The organism is Yersinia entomophaga, assembly GCF_001656035.1.
Classification (GTDB): domain Bacteria; phylum Pseudomonadota; class Gammaproteobacteria; order Enterobacterales; family Enterobacteriaceae; genus Yersinia; species Yersinia entomophaga.
In genome coordinates, this window is sequence record NZ_CP010029.1 from 39,314 (window position 1) to 61,497 (window position 22,184).

Consider the following 22,184-nt stretch of genomic DNA (forward strand, 5'->3'; position numbering starts at 1 on the left):
GTAATTATAGATTGAACGGTTAGGATTTTGCGGTTACTAATTTTAACACACTGATGTCACACTACTGATATTGATAACAATGAGGGAATTTTAATGAGTCTTTTCATTTCTGATGCTGTCGCATCTGCAGGGGCTCCGGCTCAAGGAAGCCCGTACTCCCTGGTAATTATGCTGGTGGTCTTTGGTCTGATCTTCTACTTCATGATCCTGCGCCCACAGCAAAAACGTTCTAAAGAACATAAAAAGCTGATGGACTCTATCGGTAAGGGTGACGAAGTTTTGACCACTGGCGGTTTGATCGGTCGTGTTACTAAAGTTGCGGAAACTGGCTATATCGTTATCGCACTGAATGACACCACTGAAGTAATGATCAAGCGTGACTTCGTGGCTGCCGTTTTGCCGAAAGGTACAATGAAGGCTCTGTAATTTTCGATTTTCCCTAAGGGAACTACCGTGTTGAACCGTTATCCTTTGTGGAAGTACGTCATGCTGATCGTCGTGATTCTCGTCGGTCTGTTGTATGCGCTTCCCAACCTTTATGGTGAGGATCCGGCTGTTCAAATCACTGGCGCGCGAGGTATCGCCGCCAGTGAAACAACGCTGGACCAAGTCCGTACTGTCTTGGAAAAAGACAACATAGCGAGCAAGTCTATTGCCCTGGAAAACGGTGCAATTCTGGCTCGCTTTAAAGATCCTGATGTTCAGCTGCGTGCCCGTGAGGCATTAATGACAGCGCTGGGCGACAAATACGTGATTGCGCTGAACCTGGCACCGGCAACACCGAGCTGGCTGGCCAGACTGGGCGCTGAGCCGATGAAGCTGGGCCTTGACCTGCGTGGCGGTGTGCACTTCCTGATGGAGGTGGATATGGACACGGCGTTAGGCAAGCTGCAAGAGCAGACAATGGATACCCTGCGCAGCGATTTGCGTGAAAAAGGTATTCCTTACGCTGCGGTGCGTAAACTCGATAATTACGGCGTTGAAGTGCGTTTTCGCGATGACAAAGCCCGCGATGAAGCCATTAGCTATCTTTCTTCCCGTCACCGTGATTTAGTCATCAACTCTAACGGCAGCAATACATTAAAAGCCGTGATGAGTGACGATCGCCTGCGTGAAGCTCGGGAATATGCTGTTCAGCAAAACATTACGATTCTGCGTAACCGTGTTAACCAATTAGGTGTGGCTGAGCCATTGGTTCAGCGTCAGGGTGCCGATCGTATTGTGGTTGAATTGCCGGGGATTCAGGATACTGCCCGTGCCAAAGAGATTCTTGGTGCCACGGCAACGCTGGAATTCCGTTTGGTTAATACCAACGTTGATGGTTCTGTTGCCGCCTCTGGCCGTGTGCCGGGCGATTCAGAAGTGAAAAATACCCGTGAAGGACGCCCGGTTGTATTGTACAAGCGCGTTATCCTGACCGGCGACCATATCACTGACTCTACTTCCAGTACCGACGAATACAATCAGGCTCAGGTGAATATTTCACTTGATAGCGCCGGTGGCTCTACCATGTCCAATTTCACCAAAGACAACATCGGCAAGCCGATGGCAACTTTGTTTGTGGAATATAAAGACAGCGGTAAGAAAGATGCCAACGGTCGCGCCATTCTGGTTAAACAAGAAGAAGTTATCAACGTCGCGACCATTCAGTCTCGCCTTGGTAACAGCTTCCGTATTACCGGTATTGATAACCCGAACGAAGCTCGCCAACTGTCTCTGTTGCTGCGTGCCGGTGCCTTGATTGCGCCAATCCAGATTGTGGAAGAGCGAACTATCGGCCCAACTTTGGGTTCACAAAATATTGCCCAGGGTCTGGAAGCCTGCCTGTGGGGTCTGGCGGTATCTATCCTGTTCATGGTGGTTTACTACCGTAAATTTGGTGTGATTGCTAGTACCGCGCTGCTCGCCAACCTGGTGTTAATCGTCGGCGTGATGTCTCTGCTACCGGGGGCGACATTAACCATGCCGGGTATTGCTGGTATCGTGTTAACCCTTGCGGTTGCGGTTGATGCTAACGTACTGATTAACGAGCGTATTAAAGAAGAGTTTAAAAACGGGCGGTCGATTCAGCAGGCGATACACGAAGGGTACAAAGGTGCTTTCTCCAGTATCATCGATGCGAACGTCACGACGTTGATCACAGCGATTATTCTGTATGCTGTGGGTACCGGTTCGATTAAAGGCTTTGCTATTACGACAGCAATCGGCGTTATTACGTCAATGTTCACCGCAATAGTGGGTACTCGTGCCATCGTCAACCTGCTTTACGGCGGCAAGCGCGTTAACAAGCTGTCTATTTAAGGAGTACGTTGTGGCACAGGATTATACTGTTGAGCAACTGAACTATGGCCGTAAAGTCTATGACTTTATGCGCTGGGACAACGTGGCCTTTGGCATTTCGTTGTTGCTGTTAGTGGCATCCATTGCGGTTATTTCTGTAAAGGGGTTTAACTGGGGATTGGATTTCACCGGTGGTACGGTGATTGAAATCAACCTGGAAAAACCAGCAGATCTTGATCAAATGCGTGACACTTTGGAAAAAGCGGGCTTTGAGTCGCCAATTCTGCAGAACTTCGGTAGTACCCGTGATGTGATGGTACGTATGCCGCCTGCGACTGGTACTGCGGGTCAGGAATTAGGTAACCGTGTTATTTCGGTTATCAATGAATCTGTTGATAAGAATGCAACGGTAAAACGCATCGAATTCGTCGGACCAAGCGTGGGCAGTGATTTGGCTCAGGCTGGCGGGATGGCGCTTCTGGTGGCTTTGCTGTCTATCCTGGTTTACGTCGGCTTCCGTTTTGAATGGCGACTGGCGCTGGGGGCGGTTATCGCTCTGGCCCATGATGTGGTCATCACTATGGGAATTCTGTCGTTGTTCCAGATAGAGATTGACCTGACCATCATTGCTTCATTAATGTCGGTTATTGGTTACTCACTGAACGATAGCATCGTGGTATCGGACCGTATTCGTGAGAACTTCCGTAAGATTCGTCGCGGAACGCCTTACGAAATCATGAACGTGTCCCTGACCCAGACGTTGAGCCGTACTATTATGACCTCGGCAACTACCCTGATGGTGGTACTGATGCTGTTCATCTTCGGTGGTGCGATGCTGCAAGGCTTCTCACTGACCATGTTGATCGGTGTATCTATCGGTACTGTCTCATCCATTTATGTCGCCTCTGCATTGGCGCTGAAATTGGGTATGAAACGCGAGCATATGCTACAGCAGAAAGTTGAGAAAGAAGGGGCTGACCAGCCTTCTATTCTTCCTTAACCAAAGGCGTTAGAGTTAATCTTTGGGTTAACTCCGGCGTAATAAAAAGCCCCGAGAATCGTGGACTGTAGTCCAAAATTTCGGGGCTTTTTGCTTTTAAACCACAGTGAAAGACGGTAGCACTGGTTCCTGACATCTGGAACTCGTGAAGCTGGCCAAGTTGAGGCTGAGCGGGGGCTGGTCTGAGCACTGGCGTTTTAGTGGCTAGAAACCTTTATTGAGCAGGAAGTAAAGACTCGCTTACCGCGTCTCTTTCGGCATCAGCGGCGTTAACCACCTGATGAAAACGAATATAACCTAGCTGTTCCGGTGTGAGACCGCTCAGTCGCAACTCAATGGTGTGTTCGGTTTTTGGCAAAAGAGAAGCGCTAATAGCGACGGGCTGTGACAAAACGTCCGCAGTTAATGGCTGGCCTGTCGTTGGATCCAATTGTCCCCACTCAACGTTGGCGCTCATGGCTGGGAGCGGTTGGTCTGTCAGGCTACGGATATGCAGCAATGCCTGAGATCCATTCGCTTCACTGGAGATATCGGTCAGTGAAACCCCAAGTTTGCCGACGCTGCTGTTCAACACCGCAGGCGTATTGGCAGCCGGCAACAGGTAAACGCCGTTAAGCGAGCGGCGGTTCAGCGTGTTTTGCTGCTCTACGGCTAATGCTTGATTGGTCAGGGTTTGCAGTTTTTGGCTTAGCTGGCCAACCTGATTTTTCAGCGCGGGAATCTCTGGATCCTGCGCACAACCGGCCAGTACTATCACTGCGGCCAATAAACAAATTCGAGGATAACTGGTTGTCATCATAATGATTTCCTTTTCAGTATATCTATCATCTAGCTTAGCCCCGATAAATGGGAAAGTCATTGCCAGGTCGAGGTCTTACACATAATTTCACCAATAACTGCGCAACGCTACGCAACAAATGGGCTTGAGCCTTTGTTGTCGTGGCACTTCGCGGTAAACTGTAGGCAAATTTGGGAACAATTATCAGGAACTGCTATGCATTGCCCATTTTGTGCCGCCGTTGATACCAAAGTGATTGACTCCCGTCTGGTGGGTGATGGCTCACAGGTTCGCCGTCGCCGCCAGTGTCTGGACTGTAATGAGCGCTTTACCACTTTTGAGGTCGCCGAGTTGGTGTTGCCTCGCGTGATCAAAAGTGATGATGTTCGCGAACCTTTCAACGAGGATAAGCTGCGACGCGGGATGTTGAAAGCGTTGGAAAAACGCCCCGTTAGCTCGGACGACGTTGAAATGGCCATTAGCCATATTAAATCCCAACTGCGGGCCACCGGCGAACGTGAAGTGCCAACCAAAATGGTGGGTAATCTGGTGATGGAAGCGTTGAAAAAACTGGATAAAGTCGCCTATATCCGCTTCGCATCGGTTTATCGTAGCTTTGAAGATATTCGTGAGTTTGGCGAAGAAATTGCCAGATTGCAGGACTGATTCTTTCAGAGTGGGTTCTTTCCGTAGAATTTAAGGATTAGCATGCATTCCGACCAGATTTATATGGCCCGAGCTTTTGAACTGGCGCGTTTAGGGCGATTTACGACTTCGCCAAACCCTAACGTTGGCTGTGTGATCGTTCGGGATGGTCAGATCGTCGGAGAAGGTTACCATTTTCGTGCCGGTGAACCTCATGCGGAAGTACATGCGTTACGCATGGCAGGAGACGCCGCTAAAGGTGCGACCGCTTATGTTACGCTAGAACCTTGCAGCCATCACGGGCGCACGCCTCCCTGCGCGGATGCGCTTGTCGCTGCGGGGATTCGGCGGGTTGTTACCGCGATGCAAGATCCGAATCCTCAGGTCGCAGGGCGCGGAATGTATAGGCTCAAACAGGCGGGTATCGAAGTCGTGGATGGGGTGATGCTGGCCGAAGCCGAGGCGGTTAACCTTGGTTTCCTGAAGCGTATGCGTACCGGATTTCCTTATGTTCAATTGAAAATGGGGGCGTCGCTGGACGGTAAAACCGCCATGGCATCCGGGGAAAGTCAGTGGATTACTTCTCCGCAGGCCAGACAAGACGTTCAGCGTTTTCGAGCCCAAAGTTCGGCGATTCTTAGCACCAGCGCAACGGTGCTGGCTGACGATCCTTCGCTGACCGTACGTTGGTCGGAACTGGATGCAGAAACCCAACGAATTTACCCGCAATCGGCGCTACGACAGCCAACTCGTATTATTCTGGATAGCCAGAATCGCGTTGCTCCAACTCATCAGGTGGTGCAGCAGGAGGGAAACTGCTGGCTGGCAAGAGTCAAGGCCGATCAGCAGCCGTGGCCGGATAGCGTCGAGCAGGTATTGCTCCCACATCACGGTAACGGCATCGATTTGGTCTTGCTGATGATGCTACTTGGCAAACGCCAAATTAACTCGGTCTGGGTGGAAGCCGGGCCACAGCTGGCCGGCGCATTATTGCAGGCTGGCTTGGTCGACGAACTTATCCTCTATGTCGCGCCCAAATTACTCGGTGATAGCGCCCGTGGTTTATGCCATTTGCCCGGAATGGATCAACTTTCCCAGGCCCCCGAGTTCAGCTTTAGTGAAGTGCGGCAGATAGGCCCTGATTTACGATTACGCCTAAAACCGAGGTATTAACCCCAATTTATGGTAGGAGATTTTCCTACCGGTGGCCGTCTTGTCGGGCGTTTTACAAATGCGCAGGCGCAGGCAGCGAAAGAATATGATAGAATCCGCCCCCCTGCGGGGTATGAACCGATATTGAGGAAAGCTATGAACGTTATCGAAGGTGTTGTTGCTACTCCTACTGCCCGCGTGGCGATTGCGATTGCGCGTTTTAACAACTTTATCAATGACAGTCTGCTGGAAGGCGCAATTGATGCCCTGAAGCGCATTGGTCAGGTCTCCGACGACAACATTACCGTTGTTTGGGTGCCGGGTGCCTATGAGTTGCCGTTGGCTGTTAATGTGTTGGCAAAAACTAATCGTTATGACGCGGTTATCGCTCTGGGTACTGTGATCCGTGGGGGCACTGCGCACTTTGAGTTTGTTGCTGGTGAAGCAAGTTCTGGCTTGGCAAGCGTTGCCATGAACAGCGATATCCCTGTGGCTTTCGGTGTTTTAACCACTGAAAGCATTGAGCAGGCTATTGAGCGCGCTGGTACTAAAGCGGGTAATAAAGGTGCAGAAGCTGCCCTGACCGCACTTGAAATGATTAATGTAATCAAAGCTATTAAAGGCTGAATTTAGTTAAGTTAAGGGGAATTCTGTGAAACCTGCTGCTCGTCGCCGCGCTCGTGAGTGCGCTGTTCAAGCGATCTACTCATGGCAGTTGTCTAAAAACGACATCGCTGATGTTGAATTACAGTTCCTGTCGGAGCAGGATGTCAAAGATGTAGACATCTCCTATTTTCGCGAGTTGCTGTCCGGCGTTGCGGTGAATGTAACCGCGCTGGATGCTGCAATGGCGCCGTATCTGTCACGCCAACTCGAAGAATTAGGTCAGGTTGAAAAAGCGATTCTGCGTCTTGCGATTTTTGAACTGAGCAAACGTGATGATGTCCCTTATAAAGTGGCAATCAATGAAGCGATCGAACTGGCCAAAATTTTCGGCGCTGAAGATAGCCATAAATTCGTTAACGGCGTGCTGGACAAAGTTGCTCCAGTCGTGCGTAAACGAAAATAATCGCATTACATCAACGATATAAATTAAGGCCGGTTTCCGGCCTTAATTTATATATCGGCTAACCTTTCTGGAATTGTATTATGGCATGTGGCGAATTTGACCTCATTGCTCGCTACTTTGACCGGTTCAGGAGTAACCGCCGGGACGTGGAGTTGGGCATTGGCGATGACTGTGCGCTACTAACAGTCGGTGAACGACAACTGTTAGCGGTCAGCACAGACACCTTAGTGTCAGGCGTCCATTTCTTACCGGATATTGACCCGGCAGACTTGGGCTACAAGGCTTTAGCGGTAAACCTCAGTGATTTGGCAGCGATGGGCGCGGACCCAGCCTGGCTTTCTTTAGCACTTACCCTCCCTGATGTGAACGAATCCTGGCTACAGGCATTCAGTGACAGTCTGTTTGATCAACTCAATTACTATGGCATGCAGCTTATCGGCGGTGATACCACCAGTGGGCCGTTAAGTATGACGCTGACTATTCAAGGGCTTATTCCTGCGGGCAGGGCGTTGACCCGATCCGGTGCCAGAATTGGCGACTGGATTTATGTCAGTGGCACCTTGGGTGATAGCGCGGCTGGCTTAGCCATTCTGCAAAATCAGCTGCGGGTTGAAGATGCGAAGGATCGGGCTGAACTGATCAATCGTCATCTGCGGCCACAGCCACGGGTTCTGCAAGGGCAGGCATTGCGGGATTTGGCTAATTCAGCCATCGATATTTCCGATGGGTTGATTTCCGATCTACAGCATATTTTGAAAGCCAGCAACTGCGGTGCACGTATCGAGCTGGACGCCCTACCTTATTCAGATGCGATGAAAAATCAGGTTGATCCTGAGCAAGCGCTGATTTGGGCACTCAGCGGCGGTGAAGATTACGAACTGTGCTTTACCGTCCCTGAAATCAATCGTGGGGCGTTAGATGTGGCGCTCAGCCACGCCGGAGCGGGCTATACTTGTATTGGTCAGATAGCTCCTTTATCCGAAGGGGTGAAGTTCTTTAGCGATGGCAAACCTGTTGACGTCGGTTTGCGCGGTTTCGATCACTTTACCAGCCAAGGCTAACCATGGATGAGGCGAAGAAACGTCTGCGATTAACCAATCCTTGGCATCTGCTGGCGACTGGTTTTGGTAGCGGTTTATCGCCGTGGGCACCGGGCACTATGGGGTCGATTGCCGCCATTCCATTTTGGTTGCTGTTGATCCAATTGCCTTGGCAACTTTACTCTCTGGTCGTGATGTTTAGCATTTGCATTGGCGTTTATATTTGCCATCGAACCGCTAAAGATATGAAAGTTCACGATCACGGCAGTATCGTCTGGGATGAGTTTGTCGGAATGTGGATCACGTTGATGGCATTACCGGTGAATGACTGGCAGTGGGTGCTGGCGGGGTTTGTCGTTTTCCGTATTCTGGATATCTGGAAACCTTGGCCAATCCGTTGGTTTGACCGAAATCTTCATGGCGGTATGGGTATTATGGTCGACGATATCATTGCTGGCGTGGGGGCAGCGGCAGTGATTTATTTTATCGGGCACCAATGGCCTTTAGCGCTTTTTGGCTAATACCAGAACAACTCATAGCATGGCAAGTCACTAAAAAATTTAGCTTTCTTTCCGTGGTGTGGGTTAGGTTTATCTGATGAGAATATGCTAAATAGAAAAGGGCATAGCGTTTAAGCTGTGCCCTTTTGCGTGATATCAGCCCCAATTATGGGTAATGGCCGATTAAGCTAGCCAGTCTTCAATTGTCTTCTGAATACCCGCTGCGCTTAAACCAAATTCGGCGCGCATTTCATCCTGCTCACCTTGCGGAATAAAGCGATCGGGTAAACCGATATTGAGTACCGGAACTTGCTGGCGTTTTGCCATTAACAGCTCGTTAATACCACTGCCAGCGCCACCCATGATTGCATTCTCTTCCAGCGTAACCAGTAAATCGTGACGGGCTGCCATTTCTAATACCAGCTCTTCATCTAACGGCTTGATAAAGCGCATATCCACTAATGTAGCATTCAGATTTTCTGCCACCTGCTGCGCTTCAGAAAGCAATGTACCGAAGCTCAGAATTGCGACTTTTTCACCCTGACGACGCACAATACCTTTGCCGATAGGAAGAGCCTGTAATGGCTCTAAAACTGCGCCAGTACCATTCCCGCGAGGGTAGCGTACCGCCGCTGGACCGTCGTAGTGGTAGCCGGTAAATAACATCTGACGGCATTCATTTTCATTGCTTGGCGCCATGATGACCATATTAGGAATGCAGCGCATAAATGATAGATCGAAAGCGCCCTGATGGGTTTGTCCATCAGCGCCGACGATACCGCCGCGATCGATAGCGAAGAGTACCGGTAAATTAGGAATAGCCACATCGTGAATCAGCTGATCGTAAGCTCGCTGCAAGAAAGTCGAGTAGATCGCTACAACCGGTTTATAGCCACCAATCGCCAGACCGGCAGCGAAGGTCACCGCGTGTTGTTCTGCTATGGCCACATCGAAGTACTGCTGCGGGAATTCACGGGAGAACCGCACCATACCAGAGCCTTCGCGCATAGCAGGGGTAACGGCCATCAGTTGGCTGTCTTTTTCAGCCGTTTCACACAGCCAATCGCCGAATATTTTGGAATAGGTGGGTAAATCGCTTTTGCTTTTTGGCAAAGTACCTAGCGCAGGATCGAACTTAGGTACCGCATGCCAGCCGATAGGATCTTTCTCCGCTGGTGCGTAGCCTTTGCCCTTTTTGGTCATAATATGCAGAAGTTGCGGCCCTTTGAGGCTACGCATATTTTTCAGCGTTTGGGTTAAAGCTTGTACGTCGTGGCCATCAACCGGGCCGATATAATTAAAGCCGAGCTCTTCAAACAGCGTACCCGGAACCACCATACCTTTCAGATGTTCTTCAGTACGTTTGAGTAGTTCTTTAATCGGCGGCAGGCCGGAGAAGGCTCTTTTTCCTCCTTCGCGCAGCGTGGAATACAGTTTTCCGGATAATAATTGGGCCAAATGATTATTCAGCGCGCCGACGTTTTCAGAGATCGACATCTCATTGTCGTTGAGCACGACCAGCATATCCGGATTGATATCACCGGCGTGGTTCATGGCTTCAAACGCCATACCTGCGGTAATCGCGCCATCGCCAATCACACAGACGGTACGGCGGCCTTTACCCTCACGTTCGGCGGCCACGGCCATACCTAAGCCGGCACTGATAGACGTGGATGAATGCCCGACGGATAACACGTCATATTCGCTTTCATCACGCCAAGGGAAAGGATGTAAACCCTCTTTTTGACGAATGGTGGCAATACGATCGCGTCGACCGGTTAGAATCTTATGAGGATACGCCTGATGACCGACATCCCACACCAGATGGTCGAACGGCGTGTTATAGACATAGTGCAAGGCCACGGTCAGCTCAACCGTTCCCAACCCTGACGCAAAGTGGCCGCTAGAACGGCTAACAGAGTCGAGTAAATACTGTCGCAGCTCATCGCATAGCTTGGGCAGGCTTTCTTTTGGCAGTAAACGCAGTTCCTCGGGGTTCTCCGCAAGTGCCAGTGTCGGGTATTTGGCTATATCAAGACTCATTCGATGCTCATATCAGAGGTGTTTACGTAGGCTGCTGCATTACCATTCCCGGCAGGGCAGTGCCGGGATCAGAAATCGTCTGAACACCGGTGCGCTGGCGGCAGAATATTATTCTGCACGAGTAACGCCTACTGGATTAATTGTTTCTAATTATCGCGTTCAATTATAAAACTCGCTAGCGCCCGCAGTGAGGCGGTGTCATACGACAGTTCAGCCAAAGCATCCAGCGCTTCGAGATAAAGATCTCTGGCTTTGGTTTGGGCAGCTTCCAGACCCAGTAGGGCCGGATAGGTGCTTTTGCCTAACTGTTGGTCTGAACCCTGGCGTTTGCCTATTGTAGCGGTATCACCGATAACGTCTAAAATATCGTCCTGAACCTGAAAGGCGAGGCCAATGGCATCGGCGTAGCGATCTAACTGTTCCAAAGCCCGATGGCCGGGTTTTCCCGCAGCCAATGCGCCCATGCGCACCGCGGTACGGATCAGCGCGCCGGTTTTATGACGATGAATTTGCTCCAGCTCCGTCAGTGAAATATGGCGCTCTTCTGCTGCCAGATCCAATGCCTGTCCGCCACACATTCCGGCTACGCCGCTGGATTTTGCCAGTTCGGACAGCATGCTGACGCGATCCTGCATGGCGACGTCCGGCATTGGCGCATCGGCTAAAATGCTAAATGCCAGCGTTTGCAGGGCATCGCCGGCTAAAATCGCGCAGGCTTCGCCAAATTTGATATGACAAGTTGGCTGACCACGGCGCAGATCGTCATTGTCCATCGCCGGCAAATCGTCATGTATCAAAGAATAGGCGTGTATACATTCTACCGCTGCCGCTGGCGCATCCAGCGTCGAGAGCGACAAACCGAACATTTGGCCGGTGGCGTACACCAGATAGGGGCGCAGTCGTTTACCGCCCAACAACGTGCCATAACGCATTGCTTGCACTAGCTCGCTGTCGTTAAACGGCAGCGGTGCAATAAAACTCAGTAATGCATCATTAGCTCGTTGTTGATATATCGCCAACTGCTCTGTAAAAACAACGGGTTGGTTCATTTCGTTCTGATGGGACATGTTTATTCGGTATCCGGCGTAAAAGGCGTCAGCGGCGCATCGGTGTCATCACTGAGCAATATCTGAACCCGTTGTTCTGCCTGCAACAGCGTTTGCTGGCCTTGACGAGCCAACTGTATGCCGCGTTCGAATTCGTTAAGCGCATCTTCCAACGGCAGTTCACCTGACTCCAGGCGGGTCACAATTTGCTCCAGCTCGCTGAGTGAAGTCTCAAAACTGGCGCTACTTTTTACGGTAGCCTCTGGCTTATCCGTAGCTTCTGGTGATGCAGCTTTTCTAGGCATATTTTATTTTCAACGTTAAGTTGGCGTCATGGGGCCGGTGGGCCACTCTCGGTTTTGGGCTATTGTAACGAATTATGCCGAGCAAATCGTGGCGTTTGCTTCGGGTTTTATTAAGCAGATATCCACTATATGGTGATATACTCCGCGCCTTGAATATTATTGGTAAGGCAGACAGCCCGGAGTTAGCCTTAACGATAACATCGTCCATTTACTCAGTGACTCGCTATTTACCGCTGCGTCGTCCGGTCATTTTGACTCAACAGTATTGTTCTTTCGATAGCAACCTAATTCACTCATCATACTAGACAACTAAAGACCGCCATGAAGTTTATCATTAAATTGTTCCCAGAAATCACCATCAAGAGTCAAACTGTGCGTTTGCGCTTCATTAAGATTCTTACTACCAATATTCGCAACGTGTTGAAACACCTTGATGACTCGCTGGCGGTGGTTCGTCACTGGGATCATATTGAAGTGCGTACCAAAGATGAAAATCTTGGCCCCGCGATCTGTGACGCTTTAACCCGAATTCCCGGTATTCACCATATTTTGGAAGTGGAAGACCGTAGTTACACCGATCTACACGATATTTTCGAGCAAACGCTGGAAGCTTATCGTGACACGCTGGTGGGCAAGACCTTCTGCGTGCGGGTAAAACGCCGTGGTAAGCACGAGTTCAGTTCCGGCGAAGCAGAGCGCTACGTCGGCGGCGGTCTGAATCAGCATATTGAGACGGCTAAAGTGAAACTGACTGCGCCTCAGGTCACGGTCAATCTGGAAATCGATCAAGATAAACTGGTGCTGATCAAAGCTCGTCACGAAGGTTTGGGCGGTTTCCCTATTGGTACGCAGGAAGATGTTTTATCACTGATTTCTGGCGGTTTTGATTCCGGCGTGTCCAGCTATATGTTGATGCGCCGCGGCTGTCGGGTGCATTACTGCTTCTTCAATCTTGGCGGTTCAGCTCATGAAATTGGCGTAAAACAGGTGGCTCATTATCTGTGGAACCGCTTCGGTAGCTCTCACAAAGTTCGTTTTGTGGCGATCGATTTTGAACCTGTGGTTGGGGAAATCCTGGAGAAAGTCGAAGACGGTCAGATGGGCGTAGTGCTGAAGCGCATGATGGTGCGAGCGGCTTCTCAGGTCGCGGAGCGCTATGGCGTGCAGGCGTTGGTAACCGGTGAGGCGCTGGGGCAGGTTTCCAGCCAGACGTTGACCAACCTGCGGTTGATCGATAACGCATCTGACACGCTGATTCTGCGCCCGCTGATTTCCCATGATAAAGAACACATTATCAATTTGGCGCGCGAGATCGGTACCGAAGACTTTGCCAAAACCATGCCGGAATACTGTGGTGTGATTTCTAAAAGCCCAACGGTTAAAGCGGTGAAAGCTAAAATTGAGGAAGAAGAGTCGCACTTTGATTTCTCAATTCTCGATCGTGTAGTGAGCGAAGCGAAAAACGTGGATATCCGCACTATCGCCGAGCAAAGCCGCGAACAGGTGGCTGAAGTAGAAACCGTAGCAGAACTGGCTGATACCGATGTGGTGCTGGATATTCGCGCGCCGGATGAGCAGGAAGAGAAGCCGTTGGTTTTGGCTCCGGTAGAAGTACGGACCTTGCCTTTCTATAAGTTAAGCACTCAGTTTGGCGATCTGGATCAGAGCAAAACCTATTTGCTGTACTGTGAGCGTGGCGTGATGAGCCGTTTGCAGGCGCTATATCTGCGTGAGCAGGGCTACAAGAACGTAAAAGTTTATCGTCCATAACTGAGACGGTATCTGATTCTGAAAGGGCGCTAATGCGCCCTTTGTTATTTCCGAAAGCTAATAGCGATAGTCTTTTTTATCGATGCCGTATTTCTTCATCCGTAGATAGAGCTTTTTGCGCGGTACTTGCAAATACTCTGCTACGTCGTTAATTCTTCCCTGATGGATATTTAGCGCCTCATTAATTATCTTCAGCTCATACTGTTCAATTCGTTCATCCAACGGGCCACAGTCAGTTTCAGTCACCCATTCCATGCTGGTTTCGGTCAATGGCGTCACGCCAACGGCAAATAATTCTGCCGCGTTTAATAACTCTCGAATATTTCCCGGCCACGGACGGCGACACAACCTTTTTACGAAAGCCTCACTCAGCTGTGGCTGCTGGCGATCCAGACGTTTACAGGCATTTTCCAGATAATGGCGGAATAGTACCTCAATATCGCCAGGGCGCTTTGCCAAGGGTAAACACTCAATATGGCTAAGAGAAAATCGATAGTAGAGTTCGGGAACCAGCAATTGCTGAGCGGCCAACTGTGCAGGTAAGGAGTTGCTCAAAGCAATTAAACGGAAATGACATTCTTCAGGGTTTTGCAGTTGCGCCAAAGCACGCTGTTGCTGGCTGGCGAGCCGTTCAATGTTTTTTACTACCAATGTACCGTTCTGTACCTGATTGATGTAACTATTGAGGTCGATATTCTCATCGCTGGTAGGATCGATGATGATCAACGGATTATTGCGGCGTTGGCTCAGTTGGTGCAGATAGCGTGCCGCCAGAGAGCGGCCGGTTCCCAGCTCACCGTAAAAAAATACCGGCACATCAATATCGGCCAGCATCTGCAGGCGTTCTCTTAGTTGCCGAACCCAACCGCTGTTGCCCAACAGATGTTCGCTAAGCTGCTCCCGCTGCCAGTGACGACGAGCAATCAGAGCCTGTCTATCTGCCAGCGCCAGCTGAACGCATTGCAGTAATTTTTCCGGATTGACTGGTTTTTCCAGAAAGTTATAGGCACCTTTTTTCACCGCCTCCACCGCCATGGGAACATCGCCGTGGCCGGAGATCAGCAATATCGGCAGATGACGATCTTTGGCGAGCAAAATTTCCAGCAGAGCCATGCCGGAAAGGTTTGGCATACAGACATCGCTGATGACCATACCCTGCCAATCGGTGGTAATAAGTTCTGCTGCCGCCTGCGGTGAGCTGTATGCCGCTACCTGATAACCTTCTTGCGTCAGGATCTGGCAATAGGCGTCCAGCACATCAATATCGTCATCAATCAGTAAAATTTGCTGTTCATCAGTTAACATGGCTCAGACTCCTGAATTGCAATATCACCATTCCGTGGTGGTCTAATGTTGACGCCAACCGCAGCTCTCCTGCGCACTGCTCCATAATGGACTGGCTAATCGATAGACCGATACCCAGTCCCACTTCTTTGCTGGTCGTAAAAGGTTTAAGCAATCGATCCGCCAGCGCTAGCGGCCAGCCCTGACCATTATCTCGCAGAGTCAGCAATAGATTTTCTGCCTGTTGTTCGAAAGAAACCTCAATGATTGGCGGATGTTGAGCGCTGGCTTCTAGCGCGTTGGTCAATAAGTTGACCAACACTTGCTGAATACGAATATCGTCGCCGTATACCAAAGGGAAACTTTCTGGCTGGATGAACCGCGCCTTGAGTGGACGATGACGCAAGGATAAAAGATCCCAGGCCGCATCCAGATTGGCTCGTAGATCGATGGGGTGTAACTGTTGATGTGCATCGCTGCGACGGGAGAATTGTCGTAGCTGCTTAATAATATTCACAATACGCAGAATCAAACCGCGCATTTTATCCAGATTGGCCTCCAGCATGGCGTTATCGCCGTTTTTAAGCGCTTTTTCACTGCTGAATAAATACAGCGACAGGGCATTGAGAGGCTGATTTACCTCATGAGCAAGGGTGGTCATCGTCTGCCCGACTACCGCCAGTTTAGCCGCCTGAATCAGTTCATCTTGCGCAGTACGTAAATCCTTCTCAATGAGCCGTCTTTCATCAATCTCTTGTTTAAGCTGATTTTTTTGCTGATTAATCTGGCCGATGGTGCGGCGCAGTAATCCAGCAATTCGCCCCAGTTCGTCCCCTCCGTAGACCGGAATAGTTGTATCCAGTTCGCCGCAGCCTAAACGCGCTACCGATTGATTTAACAGGGTAAAGCGTTTGATCAAGCGTGAGCGAATATAGAAATGATTGAGCGTAAAGGCAAACAGCAGAGCCAGGAGGGTTGCGACAATAATCAGCAGGCCGCTGATGCCCATAATATCGCCGAGGCGTTGATTGAAGGTTTGTAACTGCTGGTGGCTGTTGCCCAACTGGTTTTCAATCTGACTGCGAAAGCGAGTGAGGGTTTGCTCTTTCGCATTCACGGTTTCCTCCAGCAATGCCAGCGCCGTTGCCCGTTCTTGCAAAATAGCCGGCATTTTTAGCTCTGCGGTGCCTAAATTGAGCAATTCATCGATAGTCTGGCGCAGAGTGATGGTGCTGGGATGTTTTGCCAACGATTGCATGTTGGATTCCGCAGTTTGCTTTAGGTAGCTCAGGTAACGAATGTGATTATTCAGGCTATCAATATTCGGATTGGCCAGTTGTTCGCGCAGATCGTCAACCACCTGAGTTTCAATGTGCGCAAGGGCGTAAACCAGCTGTAATTCATCCTGAACATTGCGCAGCGTACTTTGCAACTGGTGATTTTTTTCCAGACTGGTTTTCTGCGTTAATTGATCGATGAGCGAGCCTTGCTGCCAGCTAATATCCTGAGAAAGCGACGTTAGCTCGGTATTGAAATCATCGTGAAGCCAGTTAATCCGTGCTGCGAGCTCGGTGATCTTTTCTCTGGCGAGGAAATTACTGTATAGCGCACTATCCAATCGAGAAAGCAGTTCCCGACTTCGGGTCAACGTCGTTGCCAACTGGCGCTGGCTGTCCGGTGTCAGACGTCGGCTGGCCATTTCGATGGTATCCAGCCGATGAGCAATCTGATCGCGCATTTGAATACGCGCCGTTGTGTTGGGGGCATGCTGGAATTCATTCAATTCCTGAATGAGTGCATTCAGATTTTCTTCCAGCTGAAAGGACGCCTGAATTTTAGGAAAGTAATCATCCAGCGCATAGCGAATCTGGCTACTTTGGGCGTGCCATGAATACAAACTGACGGCGCTGACAAACAGAGTCAGTATTGCACCAAAGGCAAATGCCCAGCGCAAAATAGAGCTGATAGTGATGCGATAGAAAAGCGGGTTCATTTCAGCGATTCCAACTGTTGGATCGCCAAATGCTGCTGTTTTTGGAAGAACTGTTGCCAAATCATTAGCTCTGACTCCATTGCGTTATCCGGCCCCTGGTTAAAGCGTTGCAGATAATCCATATCCACAGCCTGCTGCGGAGTGACGGGTACGGCGGTCAGCAATGCCCGGATTTCCGGCAGAGGGCGTTTTAGACGAGCTTCGGCGCTGTGCAAAGCTTTCCACGCATCCTGTAGCTGGTGCAGGCGGAAAGTGATCGCGGTATCAAACAATTGCTGCACGAGTTTCTGCCGTTGCAGGATCTGGCGATAATCCAGCGGCGTTTGCTGTAATAAGCGCTGTTGCTGTTTGGCGCGCGGATCTTCAACGGGTAACGGGGAAACTGGATACTTGCCGGTATCGGTATCTGAAAGTGCTTTTTGCCCGCTGTCACTCAGTAGAAAATTGATGAAACGGGCGGCGTCGGTTTGGCGCGAGCTGCCTTTCGTCATGGCGATAAAAGTCGGTGAAGCGCCGCTTTCAGGAAAGTAACTGAAACTGAGCTGCGGGTCTTTTAGCAACAGAGTGGCGTAATTATCGATAATGGGGCCGGCAAGGCCGAGTCCGGTTTTGATTTTATTGGAAACGCCAAAACTGCGGGAAGAAATTGTGGCCAGATTACCGGAAATTTCCAGCAGGGTTTCCCAGCCTTGCTGCCAGCCCCGTTGCTGTAGCAATGTTTCTATCATCAAATGGTTAGTGTCGGAGCGAGAAGGGCTGCTCATTAAAATCATCCCTTGATAGCGGGCGTCTTTTAATCCGTCCCAGGTGACCGGCGTGGGTAAATGCTTTTCTTTTAAGCGTGCGCTATTGGCCAGAATGCCATAGCCGGAAATGGCTACCGCCGCCGTGGAGCTGCGGATGGATTCTGGAACGCGTTGCTGATTATGTACTGCCAGCGTAGGCAAGGTAGCCAAACGCTGATGATCCTGCAAATGCTGCATCAACATCGGGGATGAGGTCAGCACCAAATCGATATTTTCCCCCATTGGCGTATCCAGTAAACGCTCTAGGGAAGAGCTAGTGCGATTTAGCGTTCGAATAGAAACTGCCTGCGGCTGTTTATGCCATTGCGCAATGATATGCGCGGTAGCTTCGGGGGAGAAGGTGGTGGCAATAACCAATTCATTAGCGTAACTCGCGGGAGCTAAACTCAGGGCAATAATTAGGTTCAAGAGAATGTTGCGTAAACTTTGCATCTATTTATTCGCCCCGGTTAATGTGTGATTAATATCAAATAAATAACAAATAAATATATTTATAGCGATGGCCGGATTGTTCCAATTTGTCCCATTTTTGTCTTTTTTAACGCGTAAAAATAAAGAAAGACAAAAATGAGTTAATTTTGACTCATAAATTTTGGGTTGTTGTGTCAATTTTGAAACATATCCCTTAGGTTGCACCAATTCGTCAGTCGCTGCATGCTGACTGCGAAACATAATGACGCAGTGGCGCTGGGATTATCAACTGCTTTGTAGTATCAGACACTTTATTTTATTCAGACAATGTCTGCGATAACAGACTTATTGGCTTCAACGCCAGGGAAATCCATTTTTCTAAATAACAATTTAATAATAAATCTTTAAGGTGAACTATGCTCTCATTTATGAAACCCAAGATAGCAACCCATAAAGTTCCCGACGATAAAGTAATAGCTACATATAATCGTTATCGGGTTCAGGCGTTGTTCAGTATATTTATTGGTTACCTTTCCTACTATATTGTGCGGAATAACTTCACGCTTTCTACACCTTATTTAAAAGAACAATTGCACTTAAGCGCCACGGAAATTGGCATGCTAAGTAGCTGTATGTTAATTGCCTACGGTATTAGTAAAGGCATCATGAGTAGTTTGGCGGATAAGGCCAATCCCAAAGTTTATATGGCAATGGGTTTGCTACTGTGCGCCTTGGTCAATGTAGGATTGGGGTTTAGCGGCGCATTCTGGCTGTTTGCCGTATTAGTCATCTTTAACGGTTTCTTCCAGGGAATGGGAGTCGGGCCTTCCTTTATTACTATCGCCAACTGGTTCCCGCGTCGTGAGCGTGGCCGGGTGGGGGCTATCTGGAATATTTCCCATAATGTAGGCGGCGGCGTGGTCGCACCTATCGTCGGCGGCGCATTCGCAATTTTAGGCAGTGAGCACTGGCAAACCGCTAGCTATATCGTGCCTGCCATTATTGCGGTGATTTTGGGGTCAATGGTATTGCTGTTGGGCAAAGGTTCTCCGGTTAGTGAAGGCTTACCTCCGTTACAGGAAATCATGCCGGAAGCCTTGGTGATTGAGCCAGTTAAAGCCGGGCAGAAAGCACCGGAAAATATGTCTGCATTCCAGATTTTCTGTACTTATGTACTGAAAAACAAGCATGCCTGGTACGTGTCTTTCGTAGATGTTTTCGTTTATATGGTGCGTTTCGGTATGATCAGTTGGCTACCGATTTATCTGTTGACTGAAAAACACTTCACCAAGGGCGAAATGAGCGTGGCTTTCCTGTTCTTTGAATGGGCGGCAATCCCTTCTACGTTATTGGCCGGTTGGTTATCGGATAAATTCTTCCGCGGCCGTAGAATGCCGTTGGCGATGATTTGTATGGTGATGATCTTTATCTGCCTGATCGGTTACTGGCAGTGTGATTCCCTACTGATGGTGACTTTCTTTGCGGCTATCGTCGGTTGTCTGATTTATGTGCCTCAGTTCCTGGCTTCAGTGCAGACCATGGAAATCGTACCGAGCTTCGCCGTAGGGTCAGCGGTGGGCTTACGCGGCTTTATGAGCTATATCCTTGGAGCCAGTTTGGGTACCAGCCTGTTTGGCGTAATGGTCGATAGAGTGGGTTGGCACGGCGGGTTCTACTTGCTGATGGGGGGGATTATTTGCTGCATTATCTTCTGCTATCTGTCCCATCGCGGCGTGCTGGAACTGGAGCGGGAACGCAAAGATCAGCAGGTACGTTTAGATAAAGAAGCATTAGCTTAATCTTAGGGTTAAAACAGCCGTTCAGCGTCGAACGGCTGCGATATGAATCAGTTACGGTAATTAAAGATGCCCGGCGGCAGAATAAGCTGACGGGCGACTTCCTCAGCTTTTTCCCTTCCCAATAATAAAAAGATGATTTTTAATGCAAAGTCGATAGAGGTTGCCGGCCCTTGGCTCGTAACCAGATTGACTCTACGATCGTAGACCACTCGCTGATCCATCCATTTATTCGGTGAAATTTTATCTTTCAAGCCGGGATAACCGGTCATATTCCCGATGGGGAATAGGTTATGGTGTTCTAACACCAAAGCCGGTGCCGCGCAAATGGCTGCGACCAGATGGCCTTCATTATGAGTTTGCCGCACTTTTTCGACCAGCAGCGGGCTATCACGGAAACATTCTGCCCCTTTTATTCCGCCGGGTAATACCACTACGTCAAATTGTTGATCGGCCACATCGACCAGACGCGTATCTGCCACCAGTTTTACACCGCGAGAGCAAGTAATTACTAACTCTCCATCACCGGCTACGCTTGCGGTCGTCACTTCAAAGCCGCCACGTACCAGCACATCAATGGTGGTGACCGCTTCGGTTTCTTCACTCCCAGGTGCCAGGCAAACCAGTGCCGATACGCTCATACACATTTTCCTTTCGTTTAATCGAATCGTACAGGCGTGAATTTTCCGGCAGCGTCATGCCGTGACTGCGCGCCCGACGTAGTAAATAGCCGGTGATATAGTCGATCTCTGTATGTCTCTGCGCACGTAAATCCTGAAGCATGGAGGAGACGTTATCAGCCGTACTTTGAATCACTTCCTGCACATAATAAAGCAGGCTTTCGGTGGAGGTATGGAAACCTTCCATTTCCATTACATCGGCAATTTCTGCGCATAATCGCGTTACCAGCTCAGGATAACGCTGTAGGTCACCGTTTCGGCACTCATACAGGCCGGTAAGAGGATTGATAACGCAGTTGACCGCCAGCTTATGCCAGCAGGCGGAGGAAATATCATTGTGCCATGCGACGTCCGGCAGGGCGTGGTGCAGTATATCCGCCAGATAACTGACATCTTTGCCGGGGGCAATCGCGGGGCCAATATGAGATATGCCGCCGGCAACGTGGATAATGGTATTGCCGTCAGGTCGCGCTGCATGAGTCGTTACGCCGTGCAGGAAAGTATTTACCGCGTCCGGTAACTCTTCCTGCGTACCCATTCCGTTATGCAAGAGCAAAACCGTGCAATCCGGATTGAGTTTAGGCAGTAGGGTGGTTACCGCGCTGGAAACTTGCCAAGCTTTCAAACATACCAGCAGTAACTCGCTTTCTGCTAAATGCTGCGGATCGTTGGTGGGCAGATTTTGATTGAATTCGTCACCTTCAAGGGTGATGACATTCACCGAACAGTAGGGTTGAGGCACTCGCAACCAACCCTGAACATCATGGCCTTGTTGGTACAGAGCCGATAACCAAAGCTGCCCGAGCGCACCGCAACCAAGAACCGTAATCTTCATAACTCTCTCCCTGGTGTAAACGGAAAACGCGCTAAATATTTATAAGTGTTATGCTTGGATTATAGACTTTTTCTTCATTAAACGCTGAGTTAGCTACGTTCTGTGGCGAAAATGCGAACAGCCAGCGGCTTGATTTTGTCTACGACGATAAAGCGGTTATTATGCTTGCCATTCATCTTATATGGAGGAGGGAATATGCCATCTTTCGACATCGTTTCTGAAATTGATATGCAGGAAGTGCGTAACGCAGTAGAAAACGCCACCCGCGATCTGGCAAACCGTTGGGATTTTCGTAACGTCCCAGCTAGTTTTGAATTAAATGAGAAAAACGAAAGTATTAAAGTTGCCAGCGAATCTGATTTTCAGGTGGAGCAGTTGCTCGATATTCTACGGGCGCAACTGAGCAAACGTGGCATCGAAGGTGCGGCGCTGGAGATTCCGGAAGAAATGGATCGCAGCGGCAAAACCTACAGCGTGGATGCCAAGCTGAAGCAGGGCATTGAAAGCGCGCAGGCCAAGAAGCTGGTTAAGTTGATCAAAGACAGCAAGCTGAAAGTGCAGGCGCAGATTCAGGGTGAACAGGTTCGCGTAACCGGTAAAGCGCGTGACGATCTGCAAAGCGTAATGGCACTGGTTCGCGGTGCAGATTTGGGGCAACCGTTCCAGTTCAATAACTTCCGCGACTAAGCTCAAAGTCTGATTGCTGATAACAGTAATAAAGGCTGCTGATTGATAAAGAGGAACAAATGCC

The 22,184-nt window shown here is 49.7% G+C and carries 21 protein-coding genes; 12 read left to right on the forward strand and 9 right to left on the reverse strand.

What is annotated here, in order from left to right; genetic code table 11:
- Positions 1 to 93 precede the first annotated feature (93 nt).
- From yajC to secF, 3 genes are read left to right on the forward strand one after another with little or no spacing between them, the layout of a single operon-like run.
- On the forward strand, positions 94 to 426 hold the full coding sequence (gene yajC / locus PL78_RS00285) for a preprotein translocase subunit YajC (RefSeq protein WP_042527720.1): 333 nt from the start codon (positions 94 to 96) through the stop codon (positions 424 to 426).
- A gap of 27 nt (positions 427 to 453) precedes the next feature.
- A complete protein-coding gene (gene secD, locus PL78_RS00290; protein ID WP_071889681.1) occupies positions 454 to 2,301 on the forward strand; it encodes a protein translocase subunit SecD in 1,848 nt (615 codons plus the stop codon).
- Positions 2,302 to 2,311: 10 nt separating this feature from the next.
- Entirely contained in the window at positions 2,312 to 3,280 is a 969-nt protein-coding gene (gene secF / locus PL78_RS00295) for a protein translocase subunit SecF (RefSeq protein WP_049598498.1), read from the forward strand.
- A 214-nt stretch (positions 3,281 to 3,494) separates the two neighbouring features.
- Here the strand turns inward: secF and PL78_RS00300 are convergent, their stop codons facing one another.
- Complete coding sequence (locus PL78_RS00300; RefSeq protein WP_064518162.1) at positions 3,495 to 4,076, reverse strand: SadB/YajI family lipoprotein; 582 nt, start codon at positions 4,074 to 4,076, stop codon at positions 3,495 to 3,497.
- Positions 4,077 to 4,274: 198 nt separating this feature from the next.
- Between PL78_RS00300 and nrdR the strand changes: the two genes are divergently transcribed.
- From nrdR to pgpA, 6 genes are all read left to right on the forward strand, one after another.
- The gene (nrdR, locus tag PL78_RS00305; RefSeq protein ID WP_049598500.1) at positions 4,275 to 4,724 is read left to right on the forward strand and encodes a transcriptional regulator NrdR; all 450 of its coding nucleotides are present in this window, start codon (positions 4,275 to 4,277) and stop codon (positions 4,722 to 4,724) included.
- A 42-nt stretch (positions 4,725 to 4,766) separates the two neighbouring features.
- Entirely contained in the window at positions 4,767 to 5,876 is a 1,110-nt protein-coding gene (gene ribD, locus PL78_RS00310) for a bifunctional diaminohydroxyphosphoribosylaminopyrimidine deaminase/5-amino-6-(5-phosphoribosylamino)uracil reductase RibD (protein ID WP_064512199.1), read from the forward strand.
- Positions 5,877 to 6,011: 135 nt separating this feature from the next.
- Positions 6,012 to 6,482 (forward strand): 6,7-dimethyl-8-ribityllumazine synthase, encoded by a 471-nt coding sequence (ribH, locus tag PL78_RS00315; protein WP_064512201.1) that lies wholly within the window; start codon positions 6,012 to 6,014, stop codon positions 6,480 to 6,482.
- A 25-nt stretch (positions 6,483 to 6,507) separates the two neighbouring features.
- Positions 6,508 to 6,924, forward strand: coding sequence for a transcription antitermination factor NusB (gene nusB, locus PL78_RS00320; protein WP_049598505.1), 417 nt, complete (start codon positions 6,508 to 6,510; stop codon positions 6,922 to 6,924).
- 80 nt (positions 6,925 to 7,004) lie between these two features.
- Positions 7,005 to 7,985 carry a thiamine-phosphate kinase gene (gene thiL / locus PL78_RS00325; RefSeq protein ID WP_064512203.1) on the forward strand — a complete coding sequence of 327 codons (981 nt, stop codon included), beginning with the start codon at positions 7,005 to 7,007 and terminating at the stop codon, positions 7,983 to 7,985.
- A 2-nt stretch (positions 7,986 to 7,987) separates the two neighbouring features.
- Entirely contained in the window at positions 7,988 to 8,485 is a 498-nt protein-coding gene (pgpA, locus tag PL78_RS00330) for a phosphatidylglycerophosphatase A (RefSeq protein WP_064512206.1), read from the forward strand.
- Between the two features lie 162 nt (positions 8,486 to 8,647).
- Here the strand turns inward: pgpA and dxs are convergent, their stop codons facing one another.
- The 3 genes from dxs to xseB all read right to left on the reverse strand — a co-directional run bounded on the left by dxs (position 8,648) and on the right by xseB (position 11,858).
- Entirely contained in the window at positions 8,648 to 10,507 is a 1,860-nt protein-coding gene (dxs, locus tag PL78_RS00335) for a 1-deoxy-D-xylulose-5-phosphate synthase (RefSeq protein ID WP_064512208.1), read from the reverse strand.
- Positions 10,508 to 10,653: 146 nt separating this feature from the next.
- Positions 10,654 to 11,556, reverse strand: a complete 903-nt coding sequence (gene ispA / locus PL78_RS00340) for a (2E,6E)-farnesyl diphosphate synthase (protein WP_084414365.1) — start codon at positions 11,554 to 11,556, stop codon at positions 10,654 to 10,656.
- A 20-nt stretch (positions 11,557 to 11,576) separates the two neighbouring features.
- On the reverse strand, positions 11,577 to 11,858 hold the full coding sequence (xseB, locus tag PL78_RS00345) for an exodeoxyribonuclease VII small subunit (protein WP_064512212.1): 282 nt from the start codon (positions 11,856 to 11,858) through the stop codon (positions 11,577 to 11,579).
- 321 nt (positions 11,859 to 12,179) lie between these two features.
- Here xseB and thiI point away from each other — a divergent pair, with 321 nt between their 5' ends.
- Positions 12,180 to 13,628 (forward strand): tRNA uracil 4-sulfurtransferase ThiI, encoded by a 1,449-nt coding sequence (thiI, locus tag PL78_RS00350; protein WP_064512213.1) that lies wholly within the window; start codon positions 12,180 to 12,182, stop codon positions 13,626 to 13,628.
- Positions 13,629 to 13,685: 57 nt separating this feature from the next.
- On the opposite strand, the gene pgtA is transcribed toward thiI, so the two are convergent.
- From pgtA to PL78_RS00365, 3 genes are read right to left on the reverse strand one after another with little or no spacing between them, the layout of a single operon-like run.
- Positions 13,686 to 14,933, reverse strand: coding sequence for a two-component system response regulator PgtA (gene pgtA, locus PL78_RS00355; protein WP_064512215.1), 1,248 nt, complete (start codon positions 14,931 to 14,933; stop codon positions 13,686 to 13,688).
- Positions 14,923 to 16,905, reverse strand: a complete 1,983-nt coding sequence (pgtB, locus tag PL78_RS00360) for a two-component system sensor histidine kinase PgtB (protein WP_064512217.1) — start codon at positions 16,903 to 16,905, stop codon at positions 14,923 to 14,925. The genes pgtA and pgtB overlap by 11 nt, the downstream gene beginning before the upstream one ends.
- Complete coding sequence (locus PL78_RS00365; RefSeq protein WP_084414257.1) at positions 16,902 to 18,143, reverse strand: ABC transporter substrate-binding protein; 1,242 nt, start codon at positions 18,141 to 18,143, stop codon at positions 16,902 to 16,904. The genes pgtB and PL78_RS00365 overlap by 4 nt, the downstream gene beginning before the upstream one ends.
- Positions 18,144 to 18,538: 395 nt before the next feature.
- Here PL78_RS00365 and pgtP point away from each other — a divergent pair, with 395 nt between their 5' ends.
- A complete protein-coding gene (gene pgtP / locus PL78_RS00375; RefSeq protein ID WP_064512222.1) occupies positions 18,539 to 19,921 on the forward strand; it encodes a phosphoglycerate transporter PgtP in 1,383 nt (460 codons plus the stop codon).
- 47 nt (positions 19,922 to 19,968) lie between these two features.
- On the opposite strand, the gene yajL is transcribed toward pgtP, so the two are convergent.
- Together yajL and panE are read right to left on the reverse strand one after the other, a co-directional pair.
- Positions 19,969 to 20,559 carry a protein deglycase YajL gene (gene yajL, locus PL78_RS00380; protein WP_064512224.1) on the reverse strand — a complete coding sequence of 197 codons (591 nt, stop codon included), beginning with the start codon at positions 20,557 to 20,559 and terminating at the stop codon, positions 19,969 to 19,971.
- Positions 20,519 to 21,433 carry a 2-dehydropantoate 2-reductase gene (gene panE, locus PL78_RS00385; RefSeq protein ID WP_064512225.1) on the reverse strand — a complete coding sequence of 305 codons (915 nt, stop codon included), beginning with the start codon at positions 21,431 to 21,433 and terminating at the stop codon, positions 20,519 to 20,521. Before panE ends, yajL begins: the two co-directional genes overlap by 41 nt.
- 195 nt (positions 21,434 to 21,628) lie before the next feature.
- Between panE and PL78_RS00390 the strand changes: the two genes are divergently transcribed.
- Positions 21,629 to 22,120 (forward strand): YajQ family cyclic di-GMP-binding protein, encoded by a 492-nt coding sequence (locus PL78_RS00390; protein ID WP_064512227.1) that lies wholly within the window; start codon positions 21,629 to 21,631, stop codon positions 22,118 to 22,120.
- Positions 22,121 to 22,184: the final 64 nt, after the last annotated feature.

Excerpts from the sequence above, each read along its gene's own strand:
- PL78_RS00365 (WP_084414257.1), bottom strand. The coding sequence starts at position 18,143 with ATGCAAAGTTTACGCAACATTCTCTTGAACCTAATTATTGCCCTGAGT.
- thiL (WP_064512203.1), top strand. The coding sequence starts at position 7,005 with ATGGCATGTGGCGAATTTGACCTCATTGCTCGCTACTTTGACCGGTTC.
- pgtP (WP_064512222.1), top strand. The coding sequence starts at position 18,539 with ATGCTCTCATTTATGAAACCCAAGATAGCAACCCATAAAGTTCCCGAC.
- thiI (WP_064512213.1), top strand. The coding sequence starts at position 12,180 with ATGAAGTTTATCATTAAATTGTTCCCAGAAATCACCATCAAGAGTCAA.
- ispA (WP_084414365.1), bottom strand. The coding sequence starts at position 11,556 with ATGAACCAACCCGTTGTTTTTACAGAGCAGTTGGCGATATATCAACAA.
- ribD (WP_064512199.1), top strand. The coding sequence starts at position 4,767 with ATGCATTCCGACCAGATTTATATGGCCCGAGCTTTTGAACTGGCGCGT.
- ribH (WP_064512201.1), top strand. The coding sequence starts at position 6,012 with ATGAACGTTATCGAAGGTGTTGTTGCTACTCCTACTGCCCGCGTGGCG.
- PL78_RS00300 (WP_064518162.1), bottom strand. The coding sequence starts at position 4,076 with ATGACAACCAGTTATCCTCGAATTTGTTTATTGGCCGCAGTGATAGTA.
- pgpA (WP_064512206.1), top strand. The coding sequence starts at position 7,988 with ATGGATGAGGCGAAGAAACGTCTGCGATTAACCAATCCTTGGCATCTG.
- yajL (WP_064512224.1), bottom strand. The coding sequence starts at position 20,559 with ATGAGCGTATCGGCACTGGTTTGCCTGGCACCTGGGAGTGAAGAAACC.
- pgtA (WP_064512215.1), bottom strand. The coding sequence starts at position 14,933 with ATGTTAACTGATGAACAGCAAATTTTACTGATTGATGACGATATTGAT.
- PL78_RS00390 (WP_064512227.1), top strand. The coding sequence starts at position 21,629 with ATGCCATCTTTCGACATCGTTTCTGAAATTGATATGCAGGAAGTGCGT.
- nrdR (WP_049598500.1), top strand. The coding sequence starts at position 4,275 with ATGCATTGCCCATTTTGTGCCGCCGTTGATACCAAAGTGATTGACTCC.
- yajC (WP_042527720.1), top strand. The coding sequence starts at position 94 with ATGAGTCTTTTCATTTCTGATGCTGTCGCATCTGCAGGGGCTCCGGCT.
- dxs (WP_064512208.1), bottom strand. The coding sequence starts at position 10,507 with ATGAGTCTTGATATAGCCAAATACCCGACACTGGCACTTGCGGAGAAC.
- xseB (WP_064512212.1), bottom strand. The coding sequence starts at position 11,858 with ATGCCTAGAAAAGCTGCATCACCAGAAGCTACGGATAAGCCAGAGGCT.
- pgtB (WP_064512217.1), bottom strand. The coding sequence starts at position 16,905 with ATGAACCCGCTTTTCTATCGCATCACTATCAGCTCTATTTTGCGCTGG.
- panE (WP_064512225.1), bottom strand. The coding sequence starts at position 21,433 with ATGAAGATTACGGTTCTTGGTTGCGGTGCGCTCGGGCAGCTTTGGTTA.